Origin of the sequence: Hydrogenophaga sp., assembly GCF_965657535.1 — a bacterium.
Classification (GTDB): domain Bacteria; phylum Pseudomonadota; class Gammaproteobacteria; order Burkholderiales; family Burkholderiaceae_C; genus Hydrogenophaga.
In genome coordinates this window covers 328,049-352,190 of sequence record NZ_CBFHOP010000002.1, presented here as the reverse complement: position 1 = coordinate 352,190, position 24,142 = coordinate 328,049, and the positions used below count along the sequence as shown (strand labels likewise).

Below are 24,142 nucleotides of genomic sequence, written 5' to 3'. Positions count from 1 at the left end.
GACGACAACAAGGAAAAACCATGCTGAAAATTTTGATTCCTACCGACGGTTCCGAACAAGCCCTGCTGGCCGTGGACCATGCGCTGGCCCTGGTGAACAACGGGCTCAAGGCCCGCTTTGTGGTGGCCAACGTGCAAGACACCGCCACCCTGTATGAAATGGTGGTGGCGCACGACCCCAACGTGCTGCAAGCGGTGAACGAAGGTGCCGGGCGCGACCTCATGGCGCCGGCCGTGGCGCTGCTGGAAGCGGCAGGCCAGGCGGTTGACCAGGAAGTGGCCACCGGCGATGCGGCGCAGATGTTGGTCGACATCTCAGAGCGCCATGGCTGTGACGCCATCATGTTGAGTGCCCGTGGCATGGGCAGTTTGCGCGCCTCGGTCATGGGCTCGGTGTCGCACGAGCTGTTGCAGCGCTCACCTGTGCCGGTCACGGTGGTGAAAGCGCAGGAAGCCGCCGAAGCCATTGAAGAGGCCGATGAGGACAGCGAGGGCGGCGAAGGCGGCGAAGGCGGCGAAGCAGGCCGCTGAACCCTGCTTGCGCCCAACCGCTCCAAGCCCACCGGCCCCGGCCCGTGGGCTTTGTTGTTTGGCGCGCTGTGGGGTGGTGGTTTTTGCGCTGCGATGGGGGGATTTTTGGCGTCCATCGATGGGTCAAATATTACGTTTAGAGAAACGTATTTACCAATAGTGAATTATTGGCTATAGTTCAAGCCCCGCACCGCCGTGGTACGTTCATCGGCGGGCGACACCCACAGGAGCACCGCAGGCATGGCCACCTACACCTACCCCACCTTCCCCTACCAGGCGCCGCACGACCTGATGCAAGACGCGCCGCAGCGCAAACCGCTGGTGATCATTGGCGCCGGCCCGGTGGGGCTGGCGGCGGCCATTGACGCCCGCCTGCAGGGGTTGGAGGTGTTGCTGTTTGACGAGGACGACAGCGTGTCTTTTGGGTCGCGCGCGGTTTGCTACGCCAAGCGCACGCTGGAAATTCTGGACCGCCTGGGTGTGGGCGATGGGGTGGTGGACAAGGGTGTGAGCTGGAGCGTGGGCCGCACGTTTTTGCGCGAGGAAGAGGTGTACCGCTTCAACCTGGTGCCCGACGCGGGCCACAAGCGCCCCGGCATGATCAACCTGCAGCAATACCACCTGGAGGAAGCGCTGGTGAAGCGCGCCACCGAACTGGGTGCCGACCTGCGGTGGAAATACAAGGTGGTGGGCGTTGAACCCCTCGAAGACGGTGCCCGCGTCAGCATCGAGACGCCCGACGGGCATTTCGAGATCGAGGCCGACTGGCTGATCGTGGCCGACGGTGCCCGCTCCAACGTGCGCCGCCAGTTGGGGCTGGATATTGAAGGCCATGTGTTCAAAGACCGCTTCCTGATCGCCGACGTGGTGATGAAGGCCGACTACCCGGCCGAGCGCTGGTTCTGGTTTGACCCGCCGTTCCACCCCAACCAGAGCGTGCTGCTGCACAAGCAGAGCGACAACGTCTGGCGCATCGACTTCCAGCTCGGCTGGGACGCCGACCCGGAAGAGGAAAAGAAGCCTGAAAACATCATGCCGCGCGTGAAAGCCATGCTGGGCGACGACCGCGAGTGCACGCTGGAATGGGCCAGCATCTACACCTTCCAGTGCCGGCGCATGACGAAGTTTCGCCATGGCCACCTGCTGTTTGCGGGCGACGCGGCGCACCAGGTTTCGCCGTTTGGCGCACGCGGCGCCAACTCGGGCTTGCAAGACACCGACGACCTGCTCTGGAAACTGGCCCTGGTCATCAAAGGCCAGGCGCCCGAGGCGCTGCTGGACACCTACGACACCGACCGGGTGTACGCAGCGGACGAAAACATCCGCAACTCGACCCGCTCCACCGACTTCATCACGCCCAAGAGCGCGGTCAGCAGGCTGTTTCGCAACGCGGCGCTGGAGCTGGCCCGCAGCCAGCCCTTTGCCCGCAAGCTGGTGAACTCGGGTCGCCTGAGCGTGCCAGCCTTTCTGGTGCATTCCGCCCTGAACACGCCCGACGACGGCAGCTTTGCTGGCGATATGGTGCCCGGCGCCCCGCTGGACGACGCCCCGGTGCGCGTGGCTGGCCAGGGTGGCTGGCTGCTTGACCAGCTGGGCAACCGGTTTGTGCTGCTGGCCTTTGCGGACAGTGCCGACCAGCTCGACCCCACCGTGCAGGCGCAGGCGGCGGCCCTGGCCGAGGCAGCCATTCCCGTGCAGGTGGTGGTGATCACGGCCCATGCGGGTGGTGCGTCCGACATGTCTGTGCTGCATGATCGCGACGGCCTGCTGGCCCAGCGGCTCGACGCCCGCCCCGGCACCTGCTACCTGGTGCGCCCCGACCAGCACGTGGCCGCTCGCTGGCGCCGCTTTGACGTGGCTGCCGTGCGCGCTGCGCTGGCCCGCGCCACCGCCCAAGTCCCGGCGGCCCAGCCCGTCACCAGCGCGGCCCCAACCGCAGCCGCCTGAACCCCCCACCGGAGAACCCCATGCCCTTGCAACTCCAGCCCAACCTCGCCGAACCCGGTCAGCGCTACTTTCGCGACTTCACACCCGGCGACGATTTCTACGAAGCCTTGATCGACGCGCACCGCGACCTGAGCGACGAGCAGAGCCAACTGCTCAACGCCAAGCTCATCTTGTTGCTGGCCAACCAGGTGGGCGACATCGCCGTGCTGAAACAAACCCTGGCCATTGCCCGAGAAGCTGCCTGAGCCCACCAGTCTGGCTGCAGAACCCACCCAACCGAAGGAGACCACCATGAACATCCGCAAGATCCACCATGTGGCGTACCGCTGCAAAGACGCCAAAGAAACCGTGCTGTGGTATCAGAAGCACCTGGGCATGAACTTCGTACTCGCCATTGCCGAAGACCAGGTGCCGTCCACCCACGCGCCCGATCCCTACATGCACCTGTTCATGGACGCGGGTGGCGGCAATATTCTGGCTTTTTTTGAACTGCCCAATGCACCCGAAATGGGCCGAGACCTCAACACGCCCGAGTGGGTGCAGCACATTGCCCTCGAAGTGGACACCGTGGCCGAGCTCGAAGCCGCCAAGTTGCGCCTGGAGGCGGCCGGTGTTTCTGTGGTGGGCATCACCGACCACACCATCTTCAAATCCATTTACTTCTTTGACCCCAACGGCCACCGCCTGGAGCTGGCCGCCAATACCGCTACGCCCGAGATGATGCAAAAGCTCGACGACGTGAAGTGGGACATGCTGGAAGAGTGGAGCCAAACCAAGCGCGCGCCCAAACACGCAGCCTGGATGCACGAGCGCGAGTTCACCGCGAGCTGACAGACGGTAGGGTGGCCCGTGCGTGCGGGCCTCAAGTTTCGGTCTGGCCAGCCGAAATATCTTGCAAGAACACCGGGATTGTCTTCCCCCCGGGTGTGCTGAAAGGGCTACCCCATGATCAACATTTCAACCAACCACACCGTGTCCTGGCCACAGCCGGTGTCACCTGCCGTGCCCGCTGTGTCGGCCGTGACGGCGGTGAAACCCGCGCAAGAAGGCCGGCAGGAGGGGCAGGCCAGTCTGGGCGGCGGACGCGAGGGCGCTTCGGCCCAGGCGCAACGCCGCGAGGGTGGGCGCAGCGCCGGTGTTGAGGTCAGTGTCAGCCCCGAGGCGGCGCCCCTTTTGCCGCGCGAGGCTGCCCAAAGCGCAGCGCCAGCGCTCAGCGAAGCCAGTGTGAAAACGGAACAGGCCGCCGCGAAGCAACAGGCCGAGCCAGCGGAGCAGGCCCAGAAAGCCGAAGAACAGTCCAAAAAGTTGCAGCTGCAAGCCGTGTTGACCAACGTGTGGCAGGCCAGCGCGGCGGTGGTAGACCACGTGCTGGGCCGCACGGCGGCCCTGGATGCGGACCTGCCGGGCAACCAAAGCGACACCTCGCCCAGTCTTGGCGTGTTGTCGGCCATGCAGGCGCCGCGCAAGATGGCCGCGCCCGAGCGCGAGACCGAGCGCGCTGCGCAGGCGCCCCGGGAAACCTTGCCCTGGCCCGTGATGCCCGAGGGCAGCGCCCAGGCCGAGGCACTGCTGGCCGATGTGGACCCCCGCCCCTTGCAAGAGGTGGTGGCCTACGACGAAAACGGCAACAGCAGCCTGGCACCGCTGGAGGCGGGCAGCCTGGTGAGCGAGCGGGTGTAAAGCTCGGGCCGCGCTGCACAGGGCAGGAAGCACGCACGAACGATGGGCCGCGCGGGCTTGGCTTAGTGGCTTCCAGGGGCCAACAAAAAACAAAAAACAAAAAACAAAAAACAAAAGGCGCCTGCGGGCGCCTTTTTTTTGGTTTTGCTGACGGCGAAGGGGCTGCCAAGCGATGGGCGTAGGCCCACCACCTTCAGGCCGCATGTTGCATGTCGTACTGTTGCAAAGCCTTTTGGGTCAGCTCCAGGTCGCGCAAGAGCTGGGGAACCAAGTCGGGTGAAAAGCTGTTTTCGGTCTTCATGGCCAGGTGCTCAATCTCTGCCGACGTTTTGAAAATGGCTCTGAAGCCCAGCAACATGGCCGTGCCCTTGAGTTTGTGCGCGTTGTAGCCAATCTTGCTGCGGTCCCCGGTTTCAAGCGCCTGTATGAGCACCTGCAAGGTGCCTTCGGGTGGATCGAACAAGGTGCTGAGCATCTCGTCCATGGTCTCCTTGGGCATCATCGACAGAATCTCGGCGTACGCCTCGGTGTCGATCACCTGCGCCGTGCTCTGGCCGAACTCGGGCAGACGCACGGGCATTTCGTAGGCCGACAGTGGAAACGGGCTGGAGGGCCGAAGCGCGCCATGGCCGGTGGTGGCCACGGCGTCGGGCTCGTCCAGCAAACCACAGCGCTGCAGGGCCCGTTGCAGGTCGTTGGCCTGCAGGGGTTTGCTGGCAAATTCGTTCACGCCCACTTCCAGTGCACGCTTGCGGGTGTCGTTCACCACGTCGGCCGTGACCAGAATCACCTTGATGTCGGCCGAGGGGTTGTTCAGCTGGCGAATCGCTTCCGTGGTGGCCAGGCCATCGAGCACGGGCATGTGGTAATCCAGCAAAACCACGTCAAACGGTTGCCGGGCCAGCAGCTGCAGCGCCTCTTCACCGTTCTCGCAAAACACCGCATCGTGGCCCATCTTTTCCAGCAAGATGTTCATGTACTTCAGGTTGATCGGGTGGTCTTCGGCCACCAGTACCTTCAGTCGCCGCCCACTGCCGTGCGAAGCGTGTGCAAAGGTTTCCTGTGCGGGCGCAGCCGTCTCGGGCAGGTTGAGCGTGACAGTGAACACCGAACCCACCCCGGGCTGGCTGCTGACATGGATGTCGCCACCCATCATGCGGGCGAGGTTGCGCGAAATCTCCAGCCCCAGGCCGGTGCCACCAATGCGCCGGCGCAGGGAGTTGTCGGCCTGGAAGAAGCGGGTGAACAGGTTGTCCACCGTCTGGCGGTCCATGCCCACGCCGGTGTCGCGCACGGTCAGCACCACCCCCGACTGGCCGTTGGCCGGGCGGGACATCTCGGCGATCACGCTGCCCTCTGGGGTGAACTTGATGGCGTTGTTGATCAGGTTGAACATGATCTGGCGCACCCGTGTGGCGTCGGCCATCACCCATTCGGGCAGGTCGCTGGCGGCGTACACATGCAGTTCCAGTCCTTTGTCGCTCGCAGCCACCTGCATCAGGTCTTCCACTTCTTGCACCACGCCGCGCAGGTTGATCGGGGCTTCAGAGAGTTTCAGCGTGCCCGACTCCATGGTGGACACATCGAGAATGTCGTTGAGCACGCCGAGCAGGTGCAGCGCCGAGTCGCGCGCGGTTTGCAGGTAGTCGCGCTGCTGGCTCGACAGGTTGGGCTCGTCGAGCAGGTTGAGCATGCCCAGCAAGCCCTGGAAAGGGGTTCTGATTTCGTGGCTCATGTTGGCCAGGAAAACGCTCTTGCCATGGTTGGCGGCTTCGGCCTGGTCGCGGGCGTCAGACAGCTCGCGGCTGAGCTTTTGCAGCCGGCTGTATTGCTGCTGTTGGCGCCGAATGTGGCGCACCAGGGCCACCACGAAAATCAGCATCACCACGCTTTGCACGCCAGCCAGCGTGATCACCAGCATGCTTTGTTGCCGCAGCTGGTCGTTGCGCTCATCCACAAAGCGCGCCACGGCGCGGTTGGCCTCACGGGTCAGCTCGGCCGCCTGCGGCAGCAGCATGTCCACGGCGGCGTCCAGTGTGACCAGCTTCACCGGGTCCTGCCCAAAGGCTTCTGGGTCGGCGAATATGGGGTCGGCCTGGGCCACAAACGCGTTGATGGACGCAATGGCCCGCGCGTATTCAGGCGTGCCTTCAATCAGGTCGCGGCGGGGAATTTTCGTCAGCAAGTCGATGCGGCTCAGAAACACCTCGTAGCGCTCGGTGAGCGCGTAAGGGTCCACCCCGCCAGGGTTGATCGAAGCCTCGTGCAGCAAGGTGTCCAGCACGCTGAGCTCACGCTCCAGCTGGTAGGCCTGCCACATGATCGAGTCGACCTGGTTGGTCGACACATCGTCCAGCATCTTGAATTGTTGCCACTGGATCCAGGCCAACGGCGTCAGCGTGACCAGCAGCAGGCTGGCAATGGCCATCGTCCATTGCTTGGCTTGCCATATGGCCAGATTCGGCATTTGAAACATCACTGAACGTCCAGTGCTTTGAGCTGCCAGATCGAGCGCTCGTAGTAGGTGGATGTGCGCAGCTCGGCGGCGCTGTCAAAAGGGAACACCACAAACAGGGGACCCTTTTCGCGCACAGGCATGGGCTTGTCGTCCAGCAGGCGGGCCACGATGACCTTGTACTTGTTGACATCGGTCATGGGGATGTTGATCTTGTAGTCGTTGATGGCGACCGCGCCGATCGTGGTGCCGCTGGCTTTCACGGCGGCCAGCACATCGGACAGCAAGGGGCCAGTGAATTTCACCGGCTTGTCAAACCATGGCGTGCTGGTGGTGAAGCTGTGTTGTGGCAGGGCTTCGATCATCTTCATGTCAAAACGGGCGGTGTCGCCTGCATTTTTTGCGGCGACCTTGCCGGACACGGTCAGGATGGGTCGGGTGGTGGGCGCGTCCAGCGCCAGTGCGGGCGCGGACAAGCCCAGGCCAGCCAGGAGCAGGGCGGTGTTCAGGGTGCGGCGTGTGGTCATGGTGAATGCTTTGCGTAAAAGGTTGGAGAGAAATCGACGGGTTGCTCTTGGGCTTCAGATGCGGTGGCGCACACTGGACGGACTGGCCGCCAGCTTGTTCAGCAGCGCGCTTGCAATCTGGTTCAGCGGCAAAATTTCATGCGCTGCGCCGCACTGGATGGCCATGCGTGGCATGCCAAACACCACGCAGCTGGCTTCGTCCTGCACATAGTTGTAGCTGCCCGCATCTTTCATTTCGCGCATGGCCTGGGCGCCGTCGGCACCCATGCCGGTGAGCATGACGCCCAGCGCATTGGGCCCCAGCACGCGGGCGGCGGAACGGAACAGCACCTCCACCGAAGGCCGGTGGCGGTTCACCGGCTCGGTGTCTTCCACCACCGCCACGTAGTTGGAGCCACTGCGGTCAATGCGCAGGTGGTGGCCACCCGGGGCAATGTAGGCGTGGCCGGGCAAGATGCGCTGGCCGTCGCGGGCTTCTTCCACCCGGATGCGGCACAGCGTGTTGAGGCGCGCTGCAAAGCTGGTGGTGAAGCCCGGCGGCATGTGCTGCGTGATCACGATCGCCGGTGCATCGGCCGGCATGGGCATGAGCACCTCGCGAATGGCTTCGGTCCCCCCGGTGGAGGCGCCGATGCAGATGATTTTTTCGGTGGACAGGCGCGGCAGCGGGGCGCGCGGCGTGTCCGGTGCGCTTTGCGGTGCGCGGCTTTCGGGGGTGCTCAGGGCGCTGGCCTGGCGGCGCACGTGCGCGCTGGCGGCCACGCGGATCTTGTCCACGATGTCGCCCGAGAGTTCGGCCAGGCCGCTGCTGATGCCAATGCGTGGTTTGGCCACGAAGTCCACAGCGCCCATTTCGAGCGCACGCAGCGTGATCTCTGCGCCTTGCTCGGTCAGCGTGGACACCATCACCACCGGCATCGGGCGCAGCCGCATCAGGCGCGACAAAAATTCCAGCCCGTCCATGCGGGGCATTTCCACGTCGAGGGTTAGCACGTCCGGGTTGAGTTCGCGGATCATTTCTCGCGCCACCAGCGGGTCGCTGGCGGCACCCACGCAGCTCATGTCGGGCTGGCGGTTGATGATCTCGGTGAGCAGGCTGCGCACCAGGGCTGAATCGTCCACCACGACCACACGGATTTTTGCCATGGTCCTCTCCTTGTCTTCTTATTGCGTCGTTTAGAACAAATCCACCGAGCCGCCCGCGGTGCTCTTGGCCACCACGGCAGCGCTACCACGGCGTTCCTGTGTTTCGAGCGTTTCTGGGTGCGAATGCGCCAGCCGCTTCACCATGGCCTTGCCGGTAGACGGGAAGTAGCACACCTTGCGCGGGTGGATGTCGAGCACGTCTTTGGAGACGATGGCGATGCGCTCGGTTTGCAGGTAGTCCAGCACGAACTGGGTGTTGCGCTCGCCCACGTTCATGGTGGTGAAGGTGTGCATCACCTGGCCACCACCAAACACCTTGGCCTGCATGGACTCGCGCCGCGCACCGAGCTTCATCATTTCGTTGATGAGCAATTCCATGGCGTACGAGCCGTAGCGGCCCGAGGTGTCGGCACCGCCTTCGGGTAGCATGAAATGGTTCATCCCGCCCACGCGCACCTTGGGGTCCCAGATGCAGGCCGCGATGCACGAGCCCAGCACCGTCATGATCAGCATGTCGTCACCGGTCACGAAATACTCGCCCGGCAACACCTTCACAGCGTCGTGCTTGAAGTTGTGGTCGTGGTAGAAAAAAGAGGCTTCACCGGGCTTGCGGGCCCGTGCCTTGAGCGCTTCGAGGCTGGGGCCTGCACTGCCCGTGGGGCGATACGTGGTGCCCGCGCGAGCTGCCAGCGGTGCCGGCGCTGTGCCTGGCCGTGACGGCATGGAACTGGCTTCAAATGCGTTCATACACGGTCTTTCCTCGCAGCACAAACAGGTTGCGCGCGTCGCTGAAGTTTTCAGCGTGGCCTACGAACAGCATGCCGCCGGGCTTCATCACGCGGTGGATGCGCTCCAGCACCTGGCGCTGGGTCATGGCGTCAAAGTAAATCATCACGTTGCGGCAAAAAACCACGTCAAAGGGCTCCCGAAACGGCAGCTCGTGAATCAGGTTGACGCTCAAAAATTCCATGTGCTTTTGCAGCTCGGGCTTCACGCGCATGAGGCCGGCGTTGTCGCCCTTGCCCCGCATAAAGAAGCGCTGCAGCCGCTCGGTGCTCAGGCCCTTCACGCCGTCGCTCTTGTAAACACCGCGCGCAGCGGTGGCCAGCACCTTGGTGTCGATGTCGCTGTTGACCAGATGGAACGAGCCACTGGTGCCCAGGGCTTCGGTCGCGGTCATGGCAATGGAATAGGGCTCTTCACCGGTAGAGGCGGCCGAGCACCAGATGCGCCAGGCCTGCGTGCGCTGGCTGCGCAGCAGCTCGTCCAGAATCGTGAAGTGGTGCTGTTCGCGGAAGAACGCCGTCAGGTTGGTGGTCAGGGCGTTGATGAACTCCTGCCACTCGGGCCCGTCGTGCTGCTCCAGCGCGTCCAGGTAGGTCTTGAAGCTCTCGTGCCCGGTGTCGCGCAGCCGGCGCGACACGCGGCTGTACACCATGGCGTGTTTGCCGTCGTGCAGGCTGATGCCCGCCTTTTTGTAAATCAGCGCCTTGATGCGGGTGAAGTCGCCGTCGGTCCAGACAAACTCGCGGCCTTGGGCCAGCGGGCCTTCTTCCGCGTCGGAAGCGAAAGCTTGGGCAGCACTGGCGGTGCGTGGCGTGGTGCGGTTTTGAAGCAGCATCGGAGCGTCCTGGGCGGTAGGGGATGGTGCGCTGTCGCGCGGCGGCCGGGTCAGTGTCGCGAGCGCCTGACGAGGCCCGAGGTGTCCAAAATCAGCGCCACCTTGCCATCACCCAGAATCGTGGCACCTGAAATATTGGGCACCTTGCGGTAGTTGGATTCGAGGTTCTTGATCACCACCTGCTGTTGGCCCAGCAGCTCGTCCACCATCAGGGCCATGCGGGAGCCTTCGGCTTCCACCACCACCAAGATCGGGCTGCTCGGGTTGTATTCAAAGCGCGGCACCTGGAACACGCGTTCCAGTTCAATCACCGGCATGTATTCCTCGCGCACCTTCACCAGCTGGCTGCCCTGGGCCACGGTGTTGATGTCGCCGGGCTTGATCTGGAACGACTCGATCACGCTGGACAGCGGCAAGATGTACACCTCGTCGCTCACCCGCACAGTCATGCCGTCCATGATGGCCAGCGTCAGGGGCAAGCGCACCGAGACGCGCATGCCGTAGCCTTGGGCCGAGTCGATTTCCACCGTGCCGCCCAGCGAGGTGATGTTCTTCTTCACCACGTCCATACCCACGCCGCGGCCCGACACGTCGGTTACCTCGTCGGCGGTGGAGAAGCCGGGCGCAAAGATCAGGCTCCAGACTTCCCCGTCGGTCATCGAGTCGGGTGCGTCAATGCCCTTCTCGCGCGCTTTGCTGAGCAGCTTCTCGCGCGACAGGCCTTTGCCGTCGTCGCGCACTTCGATCAGGATTGAGCCACCCTGGTGGGTGGCCGACAAGGTGATGGTGCCGTGCTCGGTCTTGCCCTTGGCCTGGCGGTCGGCGGGCAGTTCAATGCCGTGGTCGCAGCTGTTGCGGATCAGGTGGGTGAGTGGGTCGGTGATCTTCTCGATCAGGCCTTTGTCCAGCTCGGTGGCTTCTCCGTGGGTAATCAGCTCCACCTTTTTGCCCAGCTTGCTGGCCAGGTCGCGCAGCATGCGCGGGAAGCGGTTGAACACCACCGACATCGGGATCATGCGGATCGACATCACAGCTTCCTGCAGGTCGCGGGTGTTGCGGTCCAGGTCGGCCAGGCCGGCCAGCAGCGGCTGGTTGGCGGCGGTGTCGAGTTCGCGGCTTTTCTGGGCCAGCATGGCCTGGGTGATGACGAGTTCGCCCACCAGGTTGATGAGCTGGTCCACTTTGCTCACCGACACGCGCAGGGTGCTGTTGTCGGCGGCGGGTGCGTTGTTGCGTGCCTCAGCGCGCGGGGCCGGGCGTGGCGCGGCCACGGGCTCGGCCAGCACAGGCGCGCTGTGTGCCGGTGCTTTGGCTGCCTGGGGTGCATCGGCGTTGGCCTGCGCGGCTGGCGCGGGCAGGCCTGGTGCGTCGTCGAAAAAGCCGAAGTCGGTGCCCTCCTGCGCCTTGCTGGCGGCGGGCGCCGCCGGCGCTGCGGCGGGCTGTGCCGAGGCTTGCGCTTGTGCGGCGGCATCCAGGTCGTTGATGCGGATGATGTCTTTGTTCACATGGAAGGTGAACAGGTCCATCAGGTCGGTGTCGCTGGACGTGGTCTTGACGCGGAAAACCCGTTTGTTGACCTCGTCACAGGTCAGTATGTCCAGTTCGCCCAGGCCGGGAATGTCGCGAAACAGCTCGGCAATGCCGTCGGCCTGTGCCGGTTGGTCCATGGGGCCGATGTGGATTTCGAGCGTGCGCGTGGTGTTGCTGGTGCGTGCTGGCGCAAAAGCAAACGCGGTGGCGCTGGCGGCTACTGGGGCGCTGGCAACGGCCGCAGCTGCGGTGGCTACCACCGGAGCTGGCGCGTCTTCGCCCAGGGCCAGTGCGCTGATGCGGCACACCAGGTCGGCCGTGGCCGGGGATTCCACGCTCTTGCCCTGGTGTTGTGCCAGCAACAGCTTGAGGGCGTCGGACGATTCCAGCAACACGTCCACCATGGCCGAGGTGGGCTGCAATTCATGGCGGCGCAGCTTGTCCAGCAGCGACTCCATCTGGTGCGTCAGCTCGGCCACGTCGGCAAAGCCAAACGTGGCAGCACCGCCTTTGATGGAGTGCGCGCAGCGGAAGATGGCGTTGAGCTCTTCGTCGTCGGCCTGCTCCAGGTCGAGTGCGAGCAGCATCTGCTCCATCTGCTCCAGGTTCTCGCCCGCCTCTTCAAAGAAGATTTGGTAGAACTGCGTCAGGTCAAAATGGCCGCTGGCAGACGCGCTGTCATTCATCGTTTCACCCATGGGGGACTCCTTGGCTGTGGTGCTCGCTCAGTGCCGCACGGTCAGCGGATGACTTTCTGGATGACTTCAATCAGGCGACCCGGATCAAACGGTTTGACCAGCCAACCGGTGGCGCCCGCGCTGCGGCCCGCCTGCTTCATCTGGTCGCTCGACTCGGTGGTGAGGATCAGGATGGGCGTGGTCTTGAACTTGGGGTTCTCGCGCAGTTTGCGGGTGAGGCCCAGGCCGTCCAGGCGCGGCATGTTCTGGTCGGTCAGCACCAGGTCAATGGCGTGGGTCTGGGCTTTTTCATAGGCATCCTGGCCGTCCACCGCCTCCACCACGTGAAAGCCCGCGCCAGTGAGGGTGAAAGACACCATTTTGCGCATGGAGGCCGAGTCGTCTACGGCAAGAATCGATTGCATGGGGTACTCCGTGTTTCCAACAGATATCGACAAAAAAGGGGTCAGCTTGAGCCGTTCGCGCTCAGCTCAAAAGAGCTCAATGGAGCCAGCGTCCATTTCGCTCTGGGTCACCGGGCTTGGCCGGTCGGGCATGGGGTCCACACCGAGCGGAATTTCGTCTTCTTCGGGCTCCATGACCTCTTCGGCCAGCCGCCAGGAACAACCCTGCAGCACCTTGCTGGTGTGCACGATGAGCTGGGTGGCCATGTCGTGAAACTGCAGTTCGGTCACCGCCTGGTGCAGGCTGTGGCGGATGCTGATCAGGTCTTCGTTGTCTTTGCCGGCCAGGTTGCCCAGGGCATGGTTGGCCGTGCTGAAGCGCTCCAGCAGGTTGCCTGTGGCATGGTCCAGAAGGCCTTCGAGGCGTTCCAGGTCGGTCATGGCCATGAGCAAGGAGTCCTGCAGGTCGGCCACCAGGTTCAAGGGCAGCGAAACGGATGGGTTGTTCTGCGGCATCATCTTGGGGTCCAGGGTGAGCAGGTGGGCGGTGCTGGGCAGGTCATGTTTGGGTGGGCAGTACAATTTTCACGGACTGTGTACCGCTGTATCGGCAGATAACAGTCCAAATTCAACGCCATTTCGCTGCCTTGTCCAGCGGGCCCGCCGCGCGGCGGGTTTCGTGCCAAATTCATCACACCATGAGCGGAATCCCTGAGACCGACAAAAACCCTGGGGTACGCATCCTGCATCTGGAGGACTCCCGGGTCGACCACGCGCTGGTGAAGTTTGCCCTGCAGCGTAGCCAGATGGCCTGCGAGCTCACGCTGGTGGACACGCTTGAAGAGTTCCGCAGTGAGCTGCTGTCTGACCGCTTCGGCGTCGTGCTGGCCGACTACCACCTGCCCGGTTTCACCGGCATGGACGCCTGGGAAGTGGCTCTGGAGGTGCGCCCCGATCTGCCCTTTGTGATTCTTTCGGGCGCCATTGGCGAAACGGCTGCGGTGGACGCGATGCATCGGGGCGTGAGCGATTACTTGCTCAAAGACAGCATGCACCGGCTGGCGCATGTGATTCGGCGCGCCATGGAGGTGAGCGAAACCCGCAAGGCCAAGGCCCGTTCCGACGCCGAGCTGGCCGGTTCCCGCAAACGCATGGCCGAGCTGGCCGAGCACCTGCAGGTGAGCATTGAGCAAGAACGCGCCAACATTGCCCGCGAGATTCACGACGACATTGGCGGCGCGCTGGCCGCCGTGAAGCTCGATTTGGCCTGGGTGGGCCGCCATGCGGAGGGCGAAGCCCTGCGCGGGCATGTGGCCACCGCCATGGAAATGCTGCAGCACGCGCTGGGCGCGAGCCAGCGCATCATGATGAACCTGCGCCCGCCCATCCTGGACCAAGGCCTGGTGGCCGCCGTGCAGTGGCTGGCCTCGGGTTTTGAGCGCCGCAGCGGTACGCGCGTGCTGGTGCGCTGGTCTTCGGAAACCATTGCAGTGCCCCACGAGGTGCAGCTGGTGGCGTACCGCACGGCGCAAGAAGCGCTCACCAATGTGGCCAAGCACGCCAATGCCAGCGCGGTCGACATCGACCTGAGCGACCGTGAGGGCGTGTTGACGCTGGAAGTCAACGACAACGGCCAGGGCCTCAGCAGCGAGGCCTTGCGCAAGGCCAAGTCGTTCGGCTTGTTGGGGCTGAAAGAACGCGCCGCCAAGGTGGGGGGCTGGCTGGACGTCAGTTCATCGCCTCGCGGCACTTCGGTGATTTTGTCGGTGCCGCTGCGGGCATCGGTTGAGCTGGACCATGCAGCGCTGGGCAAGGAGGACTTGGATGATCAAGGTGATTTTGTGTGACGACCATGCGATGGTGAGACGCGGCATACGCGACACCATCACGGAGGCGGTCGACATCAAGGTGGTGAGCGAAGCGGGCAACTATCCCGAGCTGCGCGAGCAATTGCGCAAGGTGGCGTGCGACGTGCTCGTGCTCGACCTGAATATGCCCGGCCGGGGTGGCCTGGAGGTGCTGGCTGCGCTGCGCGAGGAGGGCTCGCCGGTGAGAACGCTGGTGGTCTCGATGTACCCGGAAGACCAGTACGCCATACGCTGTCTTCGGGCCGGTGCGCGCGGCTACCTGAACAAGGCGGGTGAGCCCGCCGAGCTGGTGACGGCCATTCGCACCGTGCAGCAGGGCCGCAAATATGTGACGGCCGATGTGGCTCAGATGCTGGTGGACAACCTCCATGCGCCGGAAGATCAGGAACTGCACGCCAGTCTCTCCGAGCGCGAGCTGCAAACGCTGCAAAAAATTGCGTCGGGCAAAAAACTGTCTGAAATCGCTGATGAGCTCATGCTCAGCCCGAAGACGGTGAGCGTGTACCGCGCGCGCGTGCTGGAAAAGCTGCACCTGGCCAACAACGCCGAGCTGACGGTGTACGCGATTCGAAACAGCCTGGTGTAGCGTGGCCCGGGTGCCAGGTTGCAGGTTGCTGAAACCGAGGTGCGCGCTTTTCTCGCCCTGGTGAAGCCGCGTACATGCCGCACGGCATGGCCGAGCGCTCAGCGGCAACCGGCTTCACCATCTGCTGCGTTCGGTCAATCTGGGGCCATTTTGTTGGCGCCCGTGCGGTTTGCTTGCGCAGCCGTGGCGCCACAATCGTCTTGCAGGCCATGGCAGTTGCGCCCAGAGGCCGCAGAAAGGTGATGCCCATGCGCCCGTTCAACACCGTGATGAAGGCCTGTCGCCGCGCATCGGGTCTAGGCGCCTGCGCGGCAGAAGGCATGGGAGTGAAACGGGTGGGAAAAAAGCCCAAGGTGGCCCAGCTTTTGAGGACGGTGGCCGTTGCCACGGCCGGAAAAACAGGGGCGAAGTGGGACTTTTCTCCATCCGTTGCAGCCGAAGCGCTTCTGCCGCGCAGGTTCTTGGCTGTGTGTGCCGTGGCGCTGGGCCTAGCGGGTTGCAGCGTGGAGCTGTTGAACACCCAGCCCGCCCGCGAAGTGGCTGAGCTGGCCCAACCGCCCGGCTCGGTGTACGCCGGGTGGCGCGTGTTTCAGGACCGCTGCATACAATGCCACGGCCCGGCGGGCGGTGGCGGACCAAGCGGACCCGACCTGCTGCCCCGCGTGCGCGAAATGGGCCCGAGCCGTTTTGTGGACCTGGTGCTCACGCGCTACGACTGGAACATGCCGCCCGACCAGCCCCGACCCGCGCAGGTGCAAACCATAGTGCAGCGCAAAGACGCCGCACGCACCATGCCCGCCTGGCAGGGCGAGCCCCAGGTGAGCGCCCACATCATCGATCTGTACGCCTACCTTTCAGCCCGCGCCCAGGGTTCGCAGGGCCCGGGGCGCCCCCAGCCCTGAAGACGCATCCAGGCCGCGCAGCGGCCGCGCTCAGCTGCCCATGAAAATCTCGGTGGCCAGCTTCATGAGCGCCAACACCGGCGCGTCCAGCATGGGCAGGGTGAAGGCAATACCCAGCAAGCCGACGGAGAGCGTGAGCGGAAAGCCGATGGCAAAGGCGTTCATCTGCGGCGCAATGCGCGAGATGAAACCCAGCACGATGTTGATGAACAGCAGCATGCCGATCATGGGCAGCGCGATCCACAGCCCATAGCGAAACACCACCGCGCCCAGCTCGTGCAGGCGCATGCGGTTGATCGACTCAAAAGCGCTGGCGCCAATGGGAAAGGTCTCGAAGCTGGCCACCACGGCCTGCAGCAGCATGAGGTGCCCGCCCATCACCACGAAAAGCAGCATGGTGGTGTTGCCAAAAAAACGGCCCACGGTGCTGGATTGCGAGTTGGTGGACGGGTCAAAGAAGCCCGCAAAGTTCAGACCCATTTGCAGGCCGATGACCTCGCCTGCCAGCTCCACCGACGCAAACACAATGCGCACCGCCAGCCCAATGGCAATGCCCACCACCACCTGTTGCAGCACCACAGAGAACGCGTTGGGGTCGGTGAGCGCCACCACCGGCTGCTCGGGCAGGCCAGCTTGGGCACAGACGGCCACCAGCATCGCCAGCGCCACCCGCGTGCGCATGGGCACCGAGCGGGCCGAGAAAATGGGCGCACTGGAGAACACCGCCAGGATGCGCAGAAATGGCCAGAACACCGGCGACACGAGCGCCATGATGTCCGCTTCGCTGAAGGTGGGCATGGGAACGGTGGCCAGCGGTGGCGTTCAGCCCAGGGCAGCGCCGGGCCGGCTTTGCCGAACGGCCCTTGCTGTCCCATTGGTGGGAAGCCGCGTGGCGGTGTAGGCGGGGTCAAATGGCATAGTTTGGAATCGACAAAATCGTGGTGCGGATGAAGTCCACCATCGTGGTCATCATCCACGGCCCGGCGATCGCAAACACCGCAATCGCGGCAATGAGCTTGGGGACAAACGACAGCGTGGCTTCCTGGATCTGGGTGATGGCCTGAAACAGGCTCACGATCAGGCCCACACCCAGCACCGTAGCCAGCACCGGGGCGGCGATCATGAGCAGCAGAAAGAGCGCGTTTTGCGCCATCGTCAGTGCGGCTTGCGGGTCCATGTCAGCGGTCCTTGAGTAAGTCAGTAGCGGTTGACAAACGGAAAACGATCCGGCTCAGCGCAAACGGCGGTGTGACGCAAGGGGGTGTCATGTGGCGAACGAGGCGGCCAGGGAACCCAGCAGCAGGTTCCAGCCGTCGGCCAGCACAAACAGCATGAGCTTGAACGGCAGCGCGACCAACACGGGCGACAGCATCATCATGCCCAGCGACATCAGCACGCTGGCCACCACCATGTCGATCACCAGAAACGGGATGAAGATCATGAAGCCGATCTGGAACGCCGTTTTGAGCTCGCTGGTGACGAAGGCTGGCACGATGACGCGAAACGGTGCGTTTTCGGCGGACACGTCGGCGGGCAGTTTGGCCAGTTTGGCAAACAGCTCAAAGTCGGACTGGCGCGTTTGCTTGAGCATGAAGGCCCGCATGGGCGCTTCGCCGCGTTCCAGTGCCTGCTCAAAGCCGATCTGGTTGGCGGTGTAGGGGGCGTAGGCCTCCTCGTACACCTTGTCGAGCGTGGGCCCCATCACAAACAGGGTGAGAAACAGCGCCAGACCCACCACCACCTGGTTGGGCGGGGCCGACTGCGTGCCCAGCGCCTGGCGCAGTAGCGACAGCACGATGACGATGCGGGTGAAGCCCGTCATGAGCAGCAGCACCGCCGGCAGAAACGACAGCGCGGTGAAAAAAAGCAGCGTCTGGATTGGCACCGAATAGGCGCTGCCACCGGCACCCTGAGCAATGATCAGCGGCAAGGACGCCCCCACCGCGGGCAGCACCGGCGTGGGCGCCGTGAGTGGCAGAGGCGGCGTGGCCTGCGCCAGCGCGGCTCCGGCCAGCAGGGTCAGCAAGGCCAACACGGCGCCGTTGCGCCAACCAAGTTCACTGCGGCGCATGGGGGCCTTTGGCGTTGGGGGTCATGAGCTGCGCCAGTCGGGCGGCAAAGGGGTAAGCAGCGGCGCTGCCGGGTTCATCGGCAAGTTGCGGCGCGGCGGGCAGCGGCATGCTGTGCAGCGTGTTCACGCTGCCGGGTGCTACGCCCAGCACCAGGCACAGCGCCTCAGCGCCTTCGCCCACCTGCACCGTCACCAGCCGCTGCTGCGGCCCCAGCGACACCGAGCCCATCACCTTCAGCACCGGCCCGGCCCGCAAGGCAACGCCCGGCAGGTGCCGCCTCCAGCGCTGCAGCGCAAACGCCACGAGCACCATCACGAGCAGCAGACCCAGAGCAGGAAGCGCGCTTTGCAACATGGAAGAAAGAAGGTTAGGAGACGAAAAAATGGACCAGTTGGCGCGAGATGTCTTCAACCCAGAGACCCCGAGGAACCGGCTTTGCCGGGCCTCAGGTGTCGCCCCCCTGGAGGGGGGGCGCCGAAGGCGACGCGGGGAGTGTTCCGAATACAGGGTTAGCTTTTGGACACCCGGCGCATCCGCTCCGAAGGCGTCACGATGTCGGTCAGGCGGATGCCGAACTTTTCATTCACCACCACCACCTCGCCCTGCGCAATCAGGTAGCCGTTGATCAGCACGTCCATGGGCTCACCGGCGAGCGCGTCCAGCTCCACCACCGAGCCCTGGGCGAGTTGCAAGATGTATTTGATGGGCACCTTGGTGCGGCCCAGTTCCACCGACAGCTGCACCGGAATGTCCAGCACCATCTGGATGTCTTGCAGCGGGTTGATGTTGGTCGCCACGGGTTTGGCGTCGCCGTCGAACGCTGGCGCGCTTTCGCCGCCGGCGGCACCTCCCGTTGCGCTGGACTGTTCTTCCAGGGCTTGGGCCCAGTCGTCGGCGATGGCGTTGTTCGTGTTGTCGTTGGTTTCAGTTGACATAGGTATCTCCCAGCCAGTTCATGTCGGTTCCCCGCAGGCTGCGCTCGACGCGCAGTGCATATTTGCCCTTGTGTGTGCCGTACTGGCACTCGAACATCGGGACGCCATCCACGTGGGCGCTGATCACGGTGTGGCGATCCAGTTCAATGAAGTCGCCGATCTGCATGGCCAGCAGTTGCTCGATGGTGGCGTCGGTCTGGGCGAGTTCCGCGACCAAGGTGACTTCGGCCGCCTGAATCTCGTGGCTGAGCAGCTTGACCCAGCGCCGATCCACCTCCATGGCATCGCCCTGCACGCTGGAATACAGCACATCGCGGATGGGTTCCAGCGTTGCATACGGAATGCAAATATGCAGCGAGCCGGTGATGTCTCCGATTTCCAGCGTGAAGCTGGTGGACACCACGATTTCGCTGGGGGTGGCGATGGTTGCAAACTGGGGTTGCATCTCTGAGCGCTGGTAGGCCAGTTCGAGCGGGTACAGGCCTCGCCAGGCTTTTTTGTATTCTTCTGACACCACCTCCACCAGCCGCGTGATCACGCGGTGCTCGGTTGGTGAAAAGTCACGCCCTTCAATGCGGGTGTGAAACTTGCCGTTGCCACCAAACAGGCTGTCGATCACGCCAAACAGCAGGGATGGCTCGCACACCACCAGCCCGTTGCCGCGCAGGGGGCGCACCGCCATGATGTTGAAGTTGGTGGGCACCACCAGCTCGCGCAGAAAAGCGCTGTATTTCTGCACCTGCACCGCGCCTACCGAAATCTCGGGGCTGCGGCGGATGAAGTTGAACAGGCCCAGCCGCAGGTTGCGCGAAAACCGCTCGTTGACGATTTCCATCGTGGGCATGCGCCCGCGCACGATGCGTTCCTGGCTGGACAGGTTGTAGTCGCGCACACCGCCGGTGGGTGCGGCTTTCTGCTCCGACTTCTGGCTCTCGCCGGTGACGCCTTCGAGCAATGCATCTACTTCTTCCTGGGACAGAAACGAGTCGGCCATGGTGTGGGTCTGTCGGTTTATTGCACGATGAAACTGGAGAACAACACCGCTTGCACTGGGTTGGGTGGTGCGTTGCGGCGCTTGTTCTTGCCGGGCGCTGCCTGGGGTTCTGTGTCGTCGATCTCGTAGCCCATCACGTCCGAAATCTCGGCGATGATGTCCTTCGACAGTTTTTCCTTGCCGCTGACCTGCAGCATTTCTTCGGCCGTGCGCTGCGAAATCAGCATCAAGATGCCACTGCGCACCGAGGGCATGTAGGTCTTCACGCTGTCGCTGGTGGTCGCGTCTTGCAGCTGCAGCGTGATGCCCAGTTGCACAAAGCGGTTGCCCCCGGCGTCGGCCAGGTTCACCACCATGTTGTCCAGCGGCAAAAAGGTGGGCGGCACCTTGGTTTTAGCGCTTTGCTGCTGCACCACAGGCGCTTCTTCATCGCCATCGCCGTCTTCGGCGGTGTTCTTTTTCAGCACAAACAGGGCTGCGCCAGCCCCGATCAAGGCGAGCACCACCACACCCAGCAGAATGAGCAGCAGCTTTTTGCTCTTGGGCTTGGCGGGAGCCGAGGCGTCGGCGGTGGTGGGCGCGGCAGCAGACATCTATTTCCTCCAGTGGGTCCCCGGTAGCGGGGGGCCGTCACACGCGCTGAAGCGTGTGGGTCTGGAAGAATTATTGGGCTCCGACCCCTGAGCCGGTCGCCAGATAAGCACCGTAAAAACCGCTTATTCGACGGCCTCTTGCGTGCTCAGGGCACGGCGTTTCGGCCGGGGCCAGCTGGCTGGGGCTTGGGTTGTCAGGCAAACACGTCCAGCGGCTGGCTGCCGTCGGCGCGCGGGCGGCTCATGGCGGGCGTGGCCTTCGGTTCGGCGTCTGGTTCTGTGGGCCGGCGTGCGTTGCCGGGCCCGGCTTCGCGGCGTTCTGCGCCGCCGTCCTGGCGTTGCCCTTGGGCGCCTACCGACACGTCGCCCAGCTGAATGCCGCTGCGTTGCAGCATTTCACCCAGCGATTCGCCCGCGCTTTGCTGCAGGCTGGCGCGGGCTTCGGCGTTGTCGGTGCGGAAGTCCACGCGCACTTCCTGGCCCGACATGGAGAGCCGGATGTCGATCGCGTCCTCGCCGCTCTGGCCTACCCGCAGGCTGGCATGGCGCAGGTTTTGAGCGCTCCAGTGGCTGATCAGCTCGGCTTCTCGATCGGGGCTGGCCAGCGGGTCGGGTTGCGCCAGTGCCTGGGTGGCGTCTTCGGCGTTCAGCAAGTCGCGTGGTGTGCCGCCGTCCAGCAGTTCGGACACCGCAGCGCCCGGGGTGGCCGCCGTGGCCTCGCCCGTGGGTGCGCCAGCGGGGCGCAGGCCGGGGGTGCCCAGTGGGCTGGCTTCGCCTGCGGCGCCAGCCAAGGGGGTGGCCGTCTGGCCCAGGCGCTCGTGCATGGCCACGGTGCTGCGCACCATCGGTGCCTGGACGCCCAGGCGGGCGGCCAGGCCGTCGGCGGCCAAGGCTCTCAGGCTGCCCGTTTCGTGCGCGGCGGTGGCGCTGGCATGGGCAGGCGTTTTGCGCCAGGTGCCGTTAGACGTGGCTGTGGGTGCGCCCAGGGCGTGTGCCGTGTCGGTCCGGCCAGGGGCTGCCGTGCGCAGGCCTTCCGAGCCCATGCTTTGGGCGGCGGCCTCGGCTGCTTCGCCGGCGCCGGGCTTTGCGCTGGGTGCGCTCGCGAGCGCCAGCGCGGCGGCGGTGTCGGCGTCCAGCGGGGCGCTTGCGCTCAGGGGCGTCATGCCCGCCAGCGCCATGCCCTCGGTGGTCACGCTGCGCTGCCCTGCCAGGGTGGTGCGTGCCGCTGTTGCGGTGTCTCCCGCCAGCGCTGCGTTGTTGGCGGCGGTGGCCGCCAGGGCCGCTGGGCTGGCCCAGTTCAGCAGGGCGTACACGGGGTTGTCGGCGCCGGGTTGGCGCGGGTCGCCGGGCGTTTCTTCGCGCGCGTCGCTGCTGGTGTCGGGCGCGGGCCCGGCGGCAGCGGGCTCACCGTGGGTCGCGCTCACCAGCGACATCAGGCTGGAAAACAGGTCGGCAGGGGCTTCGCCACCGGCCTTTTTGGTGGCGTGCTGGGTGCCCGTGTGGGCCTTCACCGGGGCGGGGCCGGCGTTGCTGGGCGCTGGGGTGCTGGTGCTCATGCGCGTGATCCCTGTGGCGCGGTGGCCGTGCGTGAGGGTGTCCGGGTGGGTTTACGTGCCTGGGCCTGAGCCTGGACGTGCGCCAGGCTTTGCCGCAGGTGAATGGACAGCGCCATTTCGTCGGTCGCCTTTTGTTCCTGGCGCTGGGCGTGTTGCAGCAGGTCTTGCACCTTGCGGTCGGTGTATTTGCGCAGGCCCGCCACGTCGCGTTCGGCGGCGTGCACCTGTTGCTGGCCGCGTTCAATCTGGGCTTCGCGGCTGCTCAGCACGCCGCGCTGAAAGTCCATGGAGTGGTCGATCTTGTCCATGAACTGGCGGTGGTGGTGCAGCAGCGCGGTGTCCACCCCCACGCTGCTGCGCACGGCCCAGCGTTGCTGGGCTTCTTGGGCGTAGGCCTGCAGCTGGTTCATTTGCGCTTGGGCCACCTGCATCTCGCGCTGCAACTGGGCGAGGGTGCTCAAAGCCTGGTCGCGGCGCTTCACGGCCAGTTCAACCACCTTGTTCAGGGTCTGGATAGCGGTCATGGCGTGTGGCTTTCATAGGGGTTGTGGTTCGGGCGGGTCTGGCGCTGGGACGCATCGCGTGTACCCCGGTCTTCTTGCAGCGTGCTGGCCAGTTGGTGCAGGCAGGCATCAAAAGCGGCGGCGTCTTGCATGTCTTGCATCAAAAAGCGCTGCAGCGCCGGGTAGAGCACGATGGCGCGGTCCGTTTCCGGGTCGCTGCCGGGGGCATAGGCGCCCAGCTGAATCAGGTCGCGGCTCTTCATGTAACGCGAATACACACTGCGAAACTTGCGCGCCAGCTCCAAGTGCCCGGTGCTCACCACGTTGTGCATCACCCGCGAGGCCGAAGCCTCCACGTCAATCGCCGGGTAGTGGCCCGACTCGGCCAGCGCACGCGACAACACAATGTGGCCGTCCAGAATGGCGCGGGCGGCGTCGGCAATCGGGTCTTGCTGGTCATCGCCTTCGGAGAGCACGGTGTAAAACGCCGTGATGGAGCCTACGCCGTTGAGCCCGTTGCCGCTGCGTTCCACCAGCTGGGGCAGCTTGGCAAAGCAGCTGGGCGGGTAGCCCTTGGTGGCGGGTGGTTCGCCAATGGCCAGCGCAATCTCGCGTTGCGCCATCGCGTAGCGGGTGAGCGAGTCCATCAGCAACAACACATGCAGGCCGTCGTCGCGAAAGCGCTCGGCGATGGCCGTGGCGTAGGCCGCGCCCTGCATGCGCACCAGCGGCGGTGCGTCGGCCGGTGCGGCCACCACCACCGAGCGCTTGCGGCCCTCCACGCCCAAAATATCTTCGATGAATTCCTTCACCTCGCGGCCGCGCTCGCCAATCAGCCCGACCACGATCACGTCGGCCTTGGTGTAGCGGGCCATCATGCCCAGCAGCACGCTTTTGCCCACACCCGAGCCGGCAAACAGGCCAATGCGCTGGCCCCGGCCCACGGTGAGCAGGGCGTTGATCGCGCGCACGCCGGTGTCCAGCGGCTCGCGCACCGGGTCGCGGTCCATCGCGTTCAGCGGTGCCCGGTCCATGGGCGCTATCTCCACGTTGGTGATCGGGCCCAGGTGGTCCATCGGGTGGCCGTGCGCGTCCACCACGCGCCCCAGCAGGCCCCGGCCCAGTGGCAGGCGCAGCACGCCGCGGTCGTTGGGCGAGGGCGGTTTGTTGATATGCCCCACGCGCGGCACTGTGCGGTAGGGGGCCAGCGGCGTCACGCTGGCGCCGCTGGACAAACCGTGCGTGTCGCCCGCCGGCATGAGGTAGGCGCGGTCGTTTGAAAACCCCACCACCTCGGCCAGCACCGGTTCTTTGTGGCCGTTTTCAATCAGGCACTGCGAGCCCACTGGCACCTTCAGCCCCACCGCTTCCAGCACCAGCCCGGCCAGCCGCGTCAGCGTGCCGCGCACCTCCAGCGGCGTGTGCACACTGGCGTTTTCGCGCACGTCCTCCATGAAGTGGCCCCAACGGCTCTCGGTGCCCAGCGTGCTGTCGTTCATGAGGCCTTCCTTGTATTCAAAATCGGGCCGACGCGCTTGAACCCCACCGAGAGATGCCGTGAAACCGGCTTGGCCGGACCACAGGCTGCGCCCTCTTGAGGGGCGCGCGCGCGGCGC

General features: G+C 64.6%; 26 protein-coding genes. 8 read left to right on the top strand and 18 right to left on the bottom strand.

The annotated features are described in order from the left end of the window. Nucleotides 1-20: 20 nt before the first annotated feature. From ACTG4K_RS04460 to ACTG4K_RS04440, 5 genes are all read left to right on the top strand, one after another. Entirely contained in the window at nucleotides 21-530 is a 510-nt protein-coding gene (locus tag ACTG4K_RS04460) for a universal stress protein (protein ID WP_439112988.1), read from the top strand. A 240-nt stretch (nucleotides 531-770) separates the two neighbouring features. Continuing rightward, nucleotides 771-2,477, top strand: coding sequence for an FAD-dependent oxidoreductase (locus tag ACTG4K_RS04455; protein WP_439112987.1), 1,707 nt, complete (start codon nucleotides 771-773; stop codon nucleotides 2,475-2,477). Nucleotides 2,478-2,497: 20 nt separating this feature from the next. Beyond that, complete coding sequence (locus ACTG4K_RS04450; protein ID WP_439112986.1) at nucleotides 2,498-2,722, top strand: DUF2783 domain-containing protein; 225 nt, start codon at nucleotides 2,498-2,500, stop codon at nucleotides 2,720-2,722. 46 nt (nucleotides 2,723-2,768) lie between these two features. After that, on the top strand, nucleotides 2,769-3,308 hold the full coding sequence (locus ACTG4K_RS04445; RefSeq protein WP_439112985.1) for a VOC family protein: 540 nt from the start codon (nucleotides 2,769-2,771) through the stop codon (nucleotides 3,306-3,308). 114 nt (nucleotides 3,309-3,422) lie between these two features. Then, entirely contained in the window at nucleotides 3,423-4,157 is a 735-nt protein-coding gene (locus tag ACTG4K_RS04440; protein WP_439112984.1) for a hypothetical protein, read from the top strand. A gap of 193 nt (nucleotides 4,158-4,350) precedes the next feature. Here the strand turns inward: ACTG4K_RS04440 and ACTG4K_RS04435 are convergent, their stop codons facing one another. From ACTG4K_RS04435 to ACTG4K_RS04400, 8 genes are all read right to left on the bottom strand, one after another. Next, nucleotides 4,351-6,633, bottom strand: a complete 2,283-nt coding sequence (locus ACTG4K_RS04435; protein WP_439112983.1) for an ATP-binding protein — start codon at nucleotides 6,631-6,633, stop codon at nucleotides 4,351-4,353. Beyond that, on the bottom strand, nucleotides 6,633-7,139 hold the full coding sequence (locus tag ACTG4K_RS04430; RefSeq protein ID WP_439112982.1) for a hypothetical protein: 507 nt from the start codon (nucleotides 7,137-7,139) through the stop codon (nucleotides 6,633-6,635). The genes ACTG4K_RS04435 and ACTG4K_RS04430 overlap by 1 nt, the downstream gene beginning before the upstream one ends. Before the next feature lie 54 nt (nucleotides 7,140-7,193). Next, nucleotides 7,194-8,285: a protein-glutamate methylesterase/protein-glutamine glutaminase gene (locus ACTG4K_RS04425; RefSeq protein WP_439112981.1), complete on the bottom strand. Its 1,092-nt coding sequence runs from the start codon at nucleotides 8,283-8,285 to the stop codon at nucleotides 7,194-7,196. Nucleotides 8,286-8,315: 30 nt separating this feature from the next. Next, complete coding sequence (gene cheD, locus ACTG4K_RS04420; RefSeq protein ID WP_439112980.1) at nucleotides 8,316-9,032, bottom strand: chemoreceptor glutamine deamidase CheD; 717 nt, start codon at nucleotides 9,030-9,032, stop codon at nucleotides 8,316-8,318. Continuing rightward, on the bottom strand, nucleotides 9,019-9,906 hold the full coding sequence (locus ACTG4K_RS04415; RefSeq protein ID WP_439112979.1) for a CheR family methyltransferase: 888 nt from the start codon (nucleotides 9,904-9,906) through the stop codon (nucleotides 9,019-9,021). Before ACTG4K_RS04415 ends, cheD begins: the two co-directional genes overlap by 14 nt. A 50-nt stretch (nucleotides 9,907-9,956) precedes the next feature. After that, a complete protein-coding gene (locus ACTG4K_RS04410; RefSeq protein ID WP_439112978.1) occupies nucleotides 9,957-12,134 on the bottom strand; it encodes a chemotaxis protein CheA in 2,178 nt (725 codons plus the stop codon). A gap of 41 nt (nucleotides 12,135-12,175) precedes the next feature. Beyond that, nucleotides 12,176-12,538, bottom strand: coding sequence for a response regulator (locus ACTG4K_RS04405; RefSeq protein WP_439112977.1), 363 nt, complete (start codon nucleotides 12,536-12,538; stop codon nucleotides 12,176-12,178). Nucleotides 12,539-12,604: 66 nt separating this feature from the next. Further along, the gene (locus tag ACTG4K_RS04400) at nucleotides 12,605-13,048 is read right to left on the bottom strand and encodes a hypothetical protein (RefSeq protein ID WP_439113140.1); all 444 of its coding nucleotides are present in this window, start codon (nucleotides 13,046-13,048) and stop codon (nucleotides 12,605-12,607) included. Between the two features lie 167 nt (nucleotides 13,049-13,215). Between ACTG4K_RS04400 and ACTG4K_RS04395 the strand changes: the two genes are divergently transcribed. The 3 genes from ACTG4K_RS04395 to ACTG4K_RS04385 all read left to right on the top strand — a co-directional run bounded on the left by ACTG4K_RS04395 (nucleotide 13,216) and on the right by ACTG4K_RS04385 (nucleotide 15,873). After that, nucleotides 13,216-14,364 (top strand): ATP-binding protein, encoded by a 1,149-nt coding sequence (locus ACTG4K_RS04395; RefSeq protein WP_439112976.1) that lies wholly within the window; start codon nucleotides 13,216-13,218, stop codon nucleotides 14,362-14,364. Beyond that, nucleotides 14,342-14,971, top strand: a complete 630-nt coding sequence (locus ACTG4K_RS04390; protein WP_439112975.1) for a response regulator — start codon at nucleotides 14,342-14,344, stop codon at nucleotides 14,969-14,971. The genes ACTG4K_RS04395 and ACTG4K_RS04390 overlap by 23 nt, the downstream gene beginning before the upstream one ends. Before the next feature lie 512 nt (nucleotides 14,972-15,483). After that, on the top strand, nucleotides 15,484-15,873 hold the full coding sequence (locus ACTG4K_RS04385; RefSeq protein WP_439112974.1) for a c-type cytochrome: 390 nt from the start codon (nucleotides 15,484-15,486) through the stop codon (nucleotides 15,871-15,873). Nucleotides 15,874-15,903: 30 nt separating this feature from the next. Here ACTG4K_RS04385 and fliR read toward each other — a convergent pair whose 3' ends face one another. From fliR to fliI, 10 genes are all read right to left on the bottom strand, one after another. After that, nucleotides 15,904-16,671, bottom strand: coding sequence for a flagellar biosynthetic protein FliR (fliR, locus tag ACTG4K_RS04380; RefSeq protein ID WP_439112973.1), 768 nt, complete (start codon nucleotides 16,669-16,671; stop codon nucleotides 15,904-15,906). Between the two features lie 109 nt (nucleotides 16,672-16,780). After that, nucleotides 16,781-17,050, bottom strand: a complete 270-nt coding sequence (fliQ, locus tag ACTG4K_RS04375) for a flagellar biosynthesis protein FliQ (RefSeq protein ID WP_439112972.1) — start codon at nucleotides 17,048-17,050, stop codon at nucleotides 16,781-16,783. 87 nt (nucleotides 17,051-17,137) lie between these two features. Then, on the bottom strand, nucleotides 17,138-17,944 hold the full coding sequence (gene fliP / locus ACTG4K_RS04370; RefSeq protein ID WP_439112971.1) for a flagellar type III secretion system pore protein FliP: 807 nt from the start codon (nucleotides 17,942-17,944) through the stop codon (nucleotides 17,138-17,140). Further along, nucleotides 17,931-18,299, bottom strand: coding sequence for a flagellar biosynthetic protein FliO (locus ACTG4K_RS04365; RefSeq protein WP_439112970.1), 369 nt, complete (start codon nucleotides 18,297-18,299; stop codon nucleotides 17,931-17,933). Before ACTG4K_RS04365 ends, fliP begins: the two co-directional genes overlap by 14 nt. 155 nt (nucleotides 18,300-18,454) lie before the next feature. Beyond that, on the bottom strand, nucleotides 18,455-18,880 hold the full coding sequence (gene fliN / locus ACTG4K_RS04360) for a flagellar motor switch protein FliN (protein ID WP_439112969.1): 426 nt from the start codon (nucleotides 18,878-18,880) through the stop codon (nucleotides 18,455-18,457). After that, complete coding sequence (gene fliM / locus ACTG4K_RS04355) at nucleotides 18,870-19,874, bottom strand: flagellar motor switch protein FliM (protein WP_439112968.1); 1,005 nt, start codon at nucleotides 19,872-19,874, stop codon at nucleotides 18,870-18,872. Before fliM ends, fliN begins: the two co-directional genes overlap by 11 nt. A gap of 17 nt (nucleotides 19,875-19,891) precedes the next feature. Beyond that, on the bottom strand, nucleotides 19,892-20,467 hold the full coding sequence (locus ACTG4K_RS04350; RefSeq protein ID WP_439112967.1) for a flagellar basal body-associated FliL family protein: 576 nt from the start codon (nucleotides 20,465-20,467) through the stop codon (nucleotides 19,892-19,894). Nucleotides 20,468-20,661: 194 nt separating this feature from the next. Beyond that, nucleotides 20,662-22,023, bottom strand: coding sequence for a flagellar hook-length control protein FliK (locus tag ACTG4K_RS04345; protein WP_439112966.1), 1,362 nt, complete (start codon nucleotides 22,021-22,023; stop codon nucleotides 20,662-20,664). Beyond that, entirely contained in the window at nucleotides 22,020-22,547 is a 528-nt protein-coding gene (gene fliJ, locus ACTG4K_RS04340) for a flagellar export protein FliJ (RefSeq protein ID WP_439112965.1), read from the bottom strand. The genes ACTG4K_RS04345 and fliJ overlap by 4 nt, the downstream gene beginning before the upstream one ends. Then, the gene (fliI, locus tag ACTG4K_RS04335) at nucleotides 22,544-24,025 is read right to left on the bottom strand and encodes a flagellar protein export ATPase FliI (RefSeq protein WP_439112964.1); all 1,482 of its coding nucleotides are present in this window, start codon (nucleotides 24,023-24,025) and stop codon (nucleotides 22,544-22,546) included. Before fliI ends, fliJ begins: the two co-directional genes overlap by 4 nt. Nucleotides 24,026-24,142 lie beyond the last annotated feature (117 nt).

Bases quoted from the DNA above. Each gene is read 5' to 3' on its own strand.
- ACTG4K_RS04345 (WP_439112966.1), bottom strand. From the start codon at position 22,023: ATGAGCACCAGCACCCCAGCGCCCAGCAACGCCGGCCCCGCCCCGGTG.
- ACTG4K_RS04390 (WP_439112975.1), top strand. From the start codon at position 14,342: ATGATCAAGGTGATTTTGTGTGACGACCATGCGATGGTGAGACGCGGC.
- ACTG4K_RS04410 (WP_439112978.1), bottom strand. From the start codon at position 12,134: ATGGGTGAAACGATGAATGACAGCGCGTCTGCCAGCGGCCATTTTGAC.
- ACTG4K_RS04395 (WP_439112976.1), top strand. From the start codon at position 13,216: ATGAGCGGAATCCCTGAGACCGACAAAAACCCTGGGGTACGCATCCTG.
- fliI (WP_439112964.1), bottom strand. From the start codon at position 24,025: ATGAACGACAGCACGCTGGGCACCGAGAGCCGTTGGGGCCACTTCATG.
- fliQ (WP_439112972.1), bottom strand. From the start codon at position 17,050: ATGGACCCGCAAGCCGCACTGACGATGGCGCAAAACGCGCTCTTTCTG.
- fliN (WP_439112969.1), bottom strand. From the start codon at position 18,880: ATGTCAACTGAAACCAACGACAACACGAACAACGCCATCGCCGACGAC.
- fliP (WP_439112971.1), bottom strand. From the start codon at position 17,944: ATGCGCCGCAGTGAACTTGGTTGGCGCAACGGCGCCGTGTTGGCCTTG.
- ACTG4K_RS04450 (WP_439112986.1), top strand. From the start codon at position 2,498: ATGCCCTTGCAACTCCAGCCCAACCTCGCCGAACCCGGTCAGCGCTAC.
- fliJ (WP_439112965.1), bottom strand. From the start codon at position 22,547: ATGACCGCTATCCAGACCCTGAACAAGGTGGTTGAACTGGCCGTGAAG.
- ACTG4K_RS04430 (WP_439112982.1), bottom strand. From the start codon at position 7,139: ATGACCACACGCCGCACCCTGAACACCGCCCTGCTCCTGGCTGGCCTG.
- ACTG4K_RS04435 (WP_439112983.1), bottom strand. From the start codon at position 6,633: ATGTTTCAAATGCCGAATCTGGCCATATGGCAAGCCAAGCAATGGACG.
- ACTG4K_RS04455 (WP_439112987.1), top strand. From the start codon at position 771: ATGGCCACCTACACCTACCCCACCTTCCCCTACCAGGCGCCGCACGAC.
- ACTG4K_RS04415 (WP_439112979.1), bottom strand. From the start codon at position 9,906: ATGCTGCTTCAAAACCGCACCACGCCACGCACCGCCAGTGCTGCCCAA.
- ACTG4K_RS04440 (WP_439112984.1), top strand. From the start codon at position 3,423: ATGATCAACATTTCAACCAACCACACCGTGTCCTGGCCACAGCCGGTG.
- ACTG4K_RS04460 (WP_439112988.1), top strand. From the start codon at position 21: ATGCTGAAAATTTTGATTCCTACCGACGGTTCCGAACAAGCCCTGCTG.
- ACTG4K_RS04425 (WP_439112981.1), bottom strand. From the start codon at position 8,285: ATGGCAAAAATCCGTGTGGTCGTGGTGGACGATTCAGCCCTGGTGCGC.
- ACTG4K_RS04350 (WP_439112967.1), bottom strand. From the start codon at position 20,467: ATGTCTGCTGCCGCGCCCACCACCGCCGACGCCTCGGCTCCCGCCAAG.
- fliR (WP_439112973.1), bottom strand. From the start codon at position 16,671: ATGCCCACCTTCAGCGAAGCGGACATCATGGCGCTCGTGTCGCCGGTG.
- cheD (WP_439112980.1), bottom strand. From the start codon at position 9,032: ATGAACGCATTTGAAGCCAGTTCCATGCCGTCACGGCCAGGCACAGCG.
- ACTG4K_RS04365 (WP_439112970.1), bottom strand. From the start codon at position 18,299: ATGTTGCAAAGCGCGCTTCCTGCTCTGGGTCTGCTGCTCGTGATGGTG.
- ACTG4K_RS04445 (WP_439112985.1), top strand. From the start codon at position 2,769: ATGAACATCCGCAAGATCCACCATGTGGCGTACCGCTGCAAAGACGCC.
- ACTG4K_RS04405 (WP_439112977.1), bottom strand. From the start codon at position 12,538: ATGCAATCGATTCTTGCCGTAGACGACTCGGCCTCCATGCGCAAAATG.
- fliM (WP_439112968.1), bottom strand. From the start codon at position 19,874: ATGGCCGACTCGTTTCTGTCCCAGGAAGAAGTAGATGCATTGCTCGAA.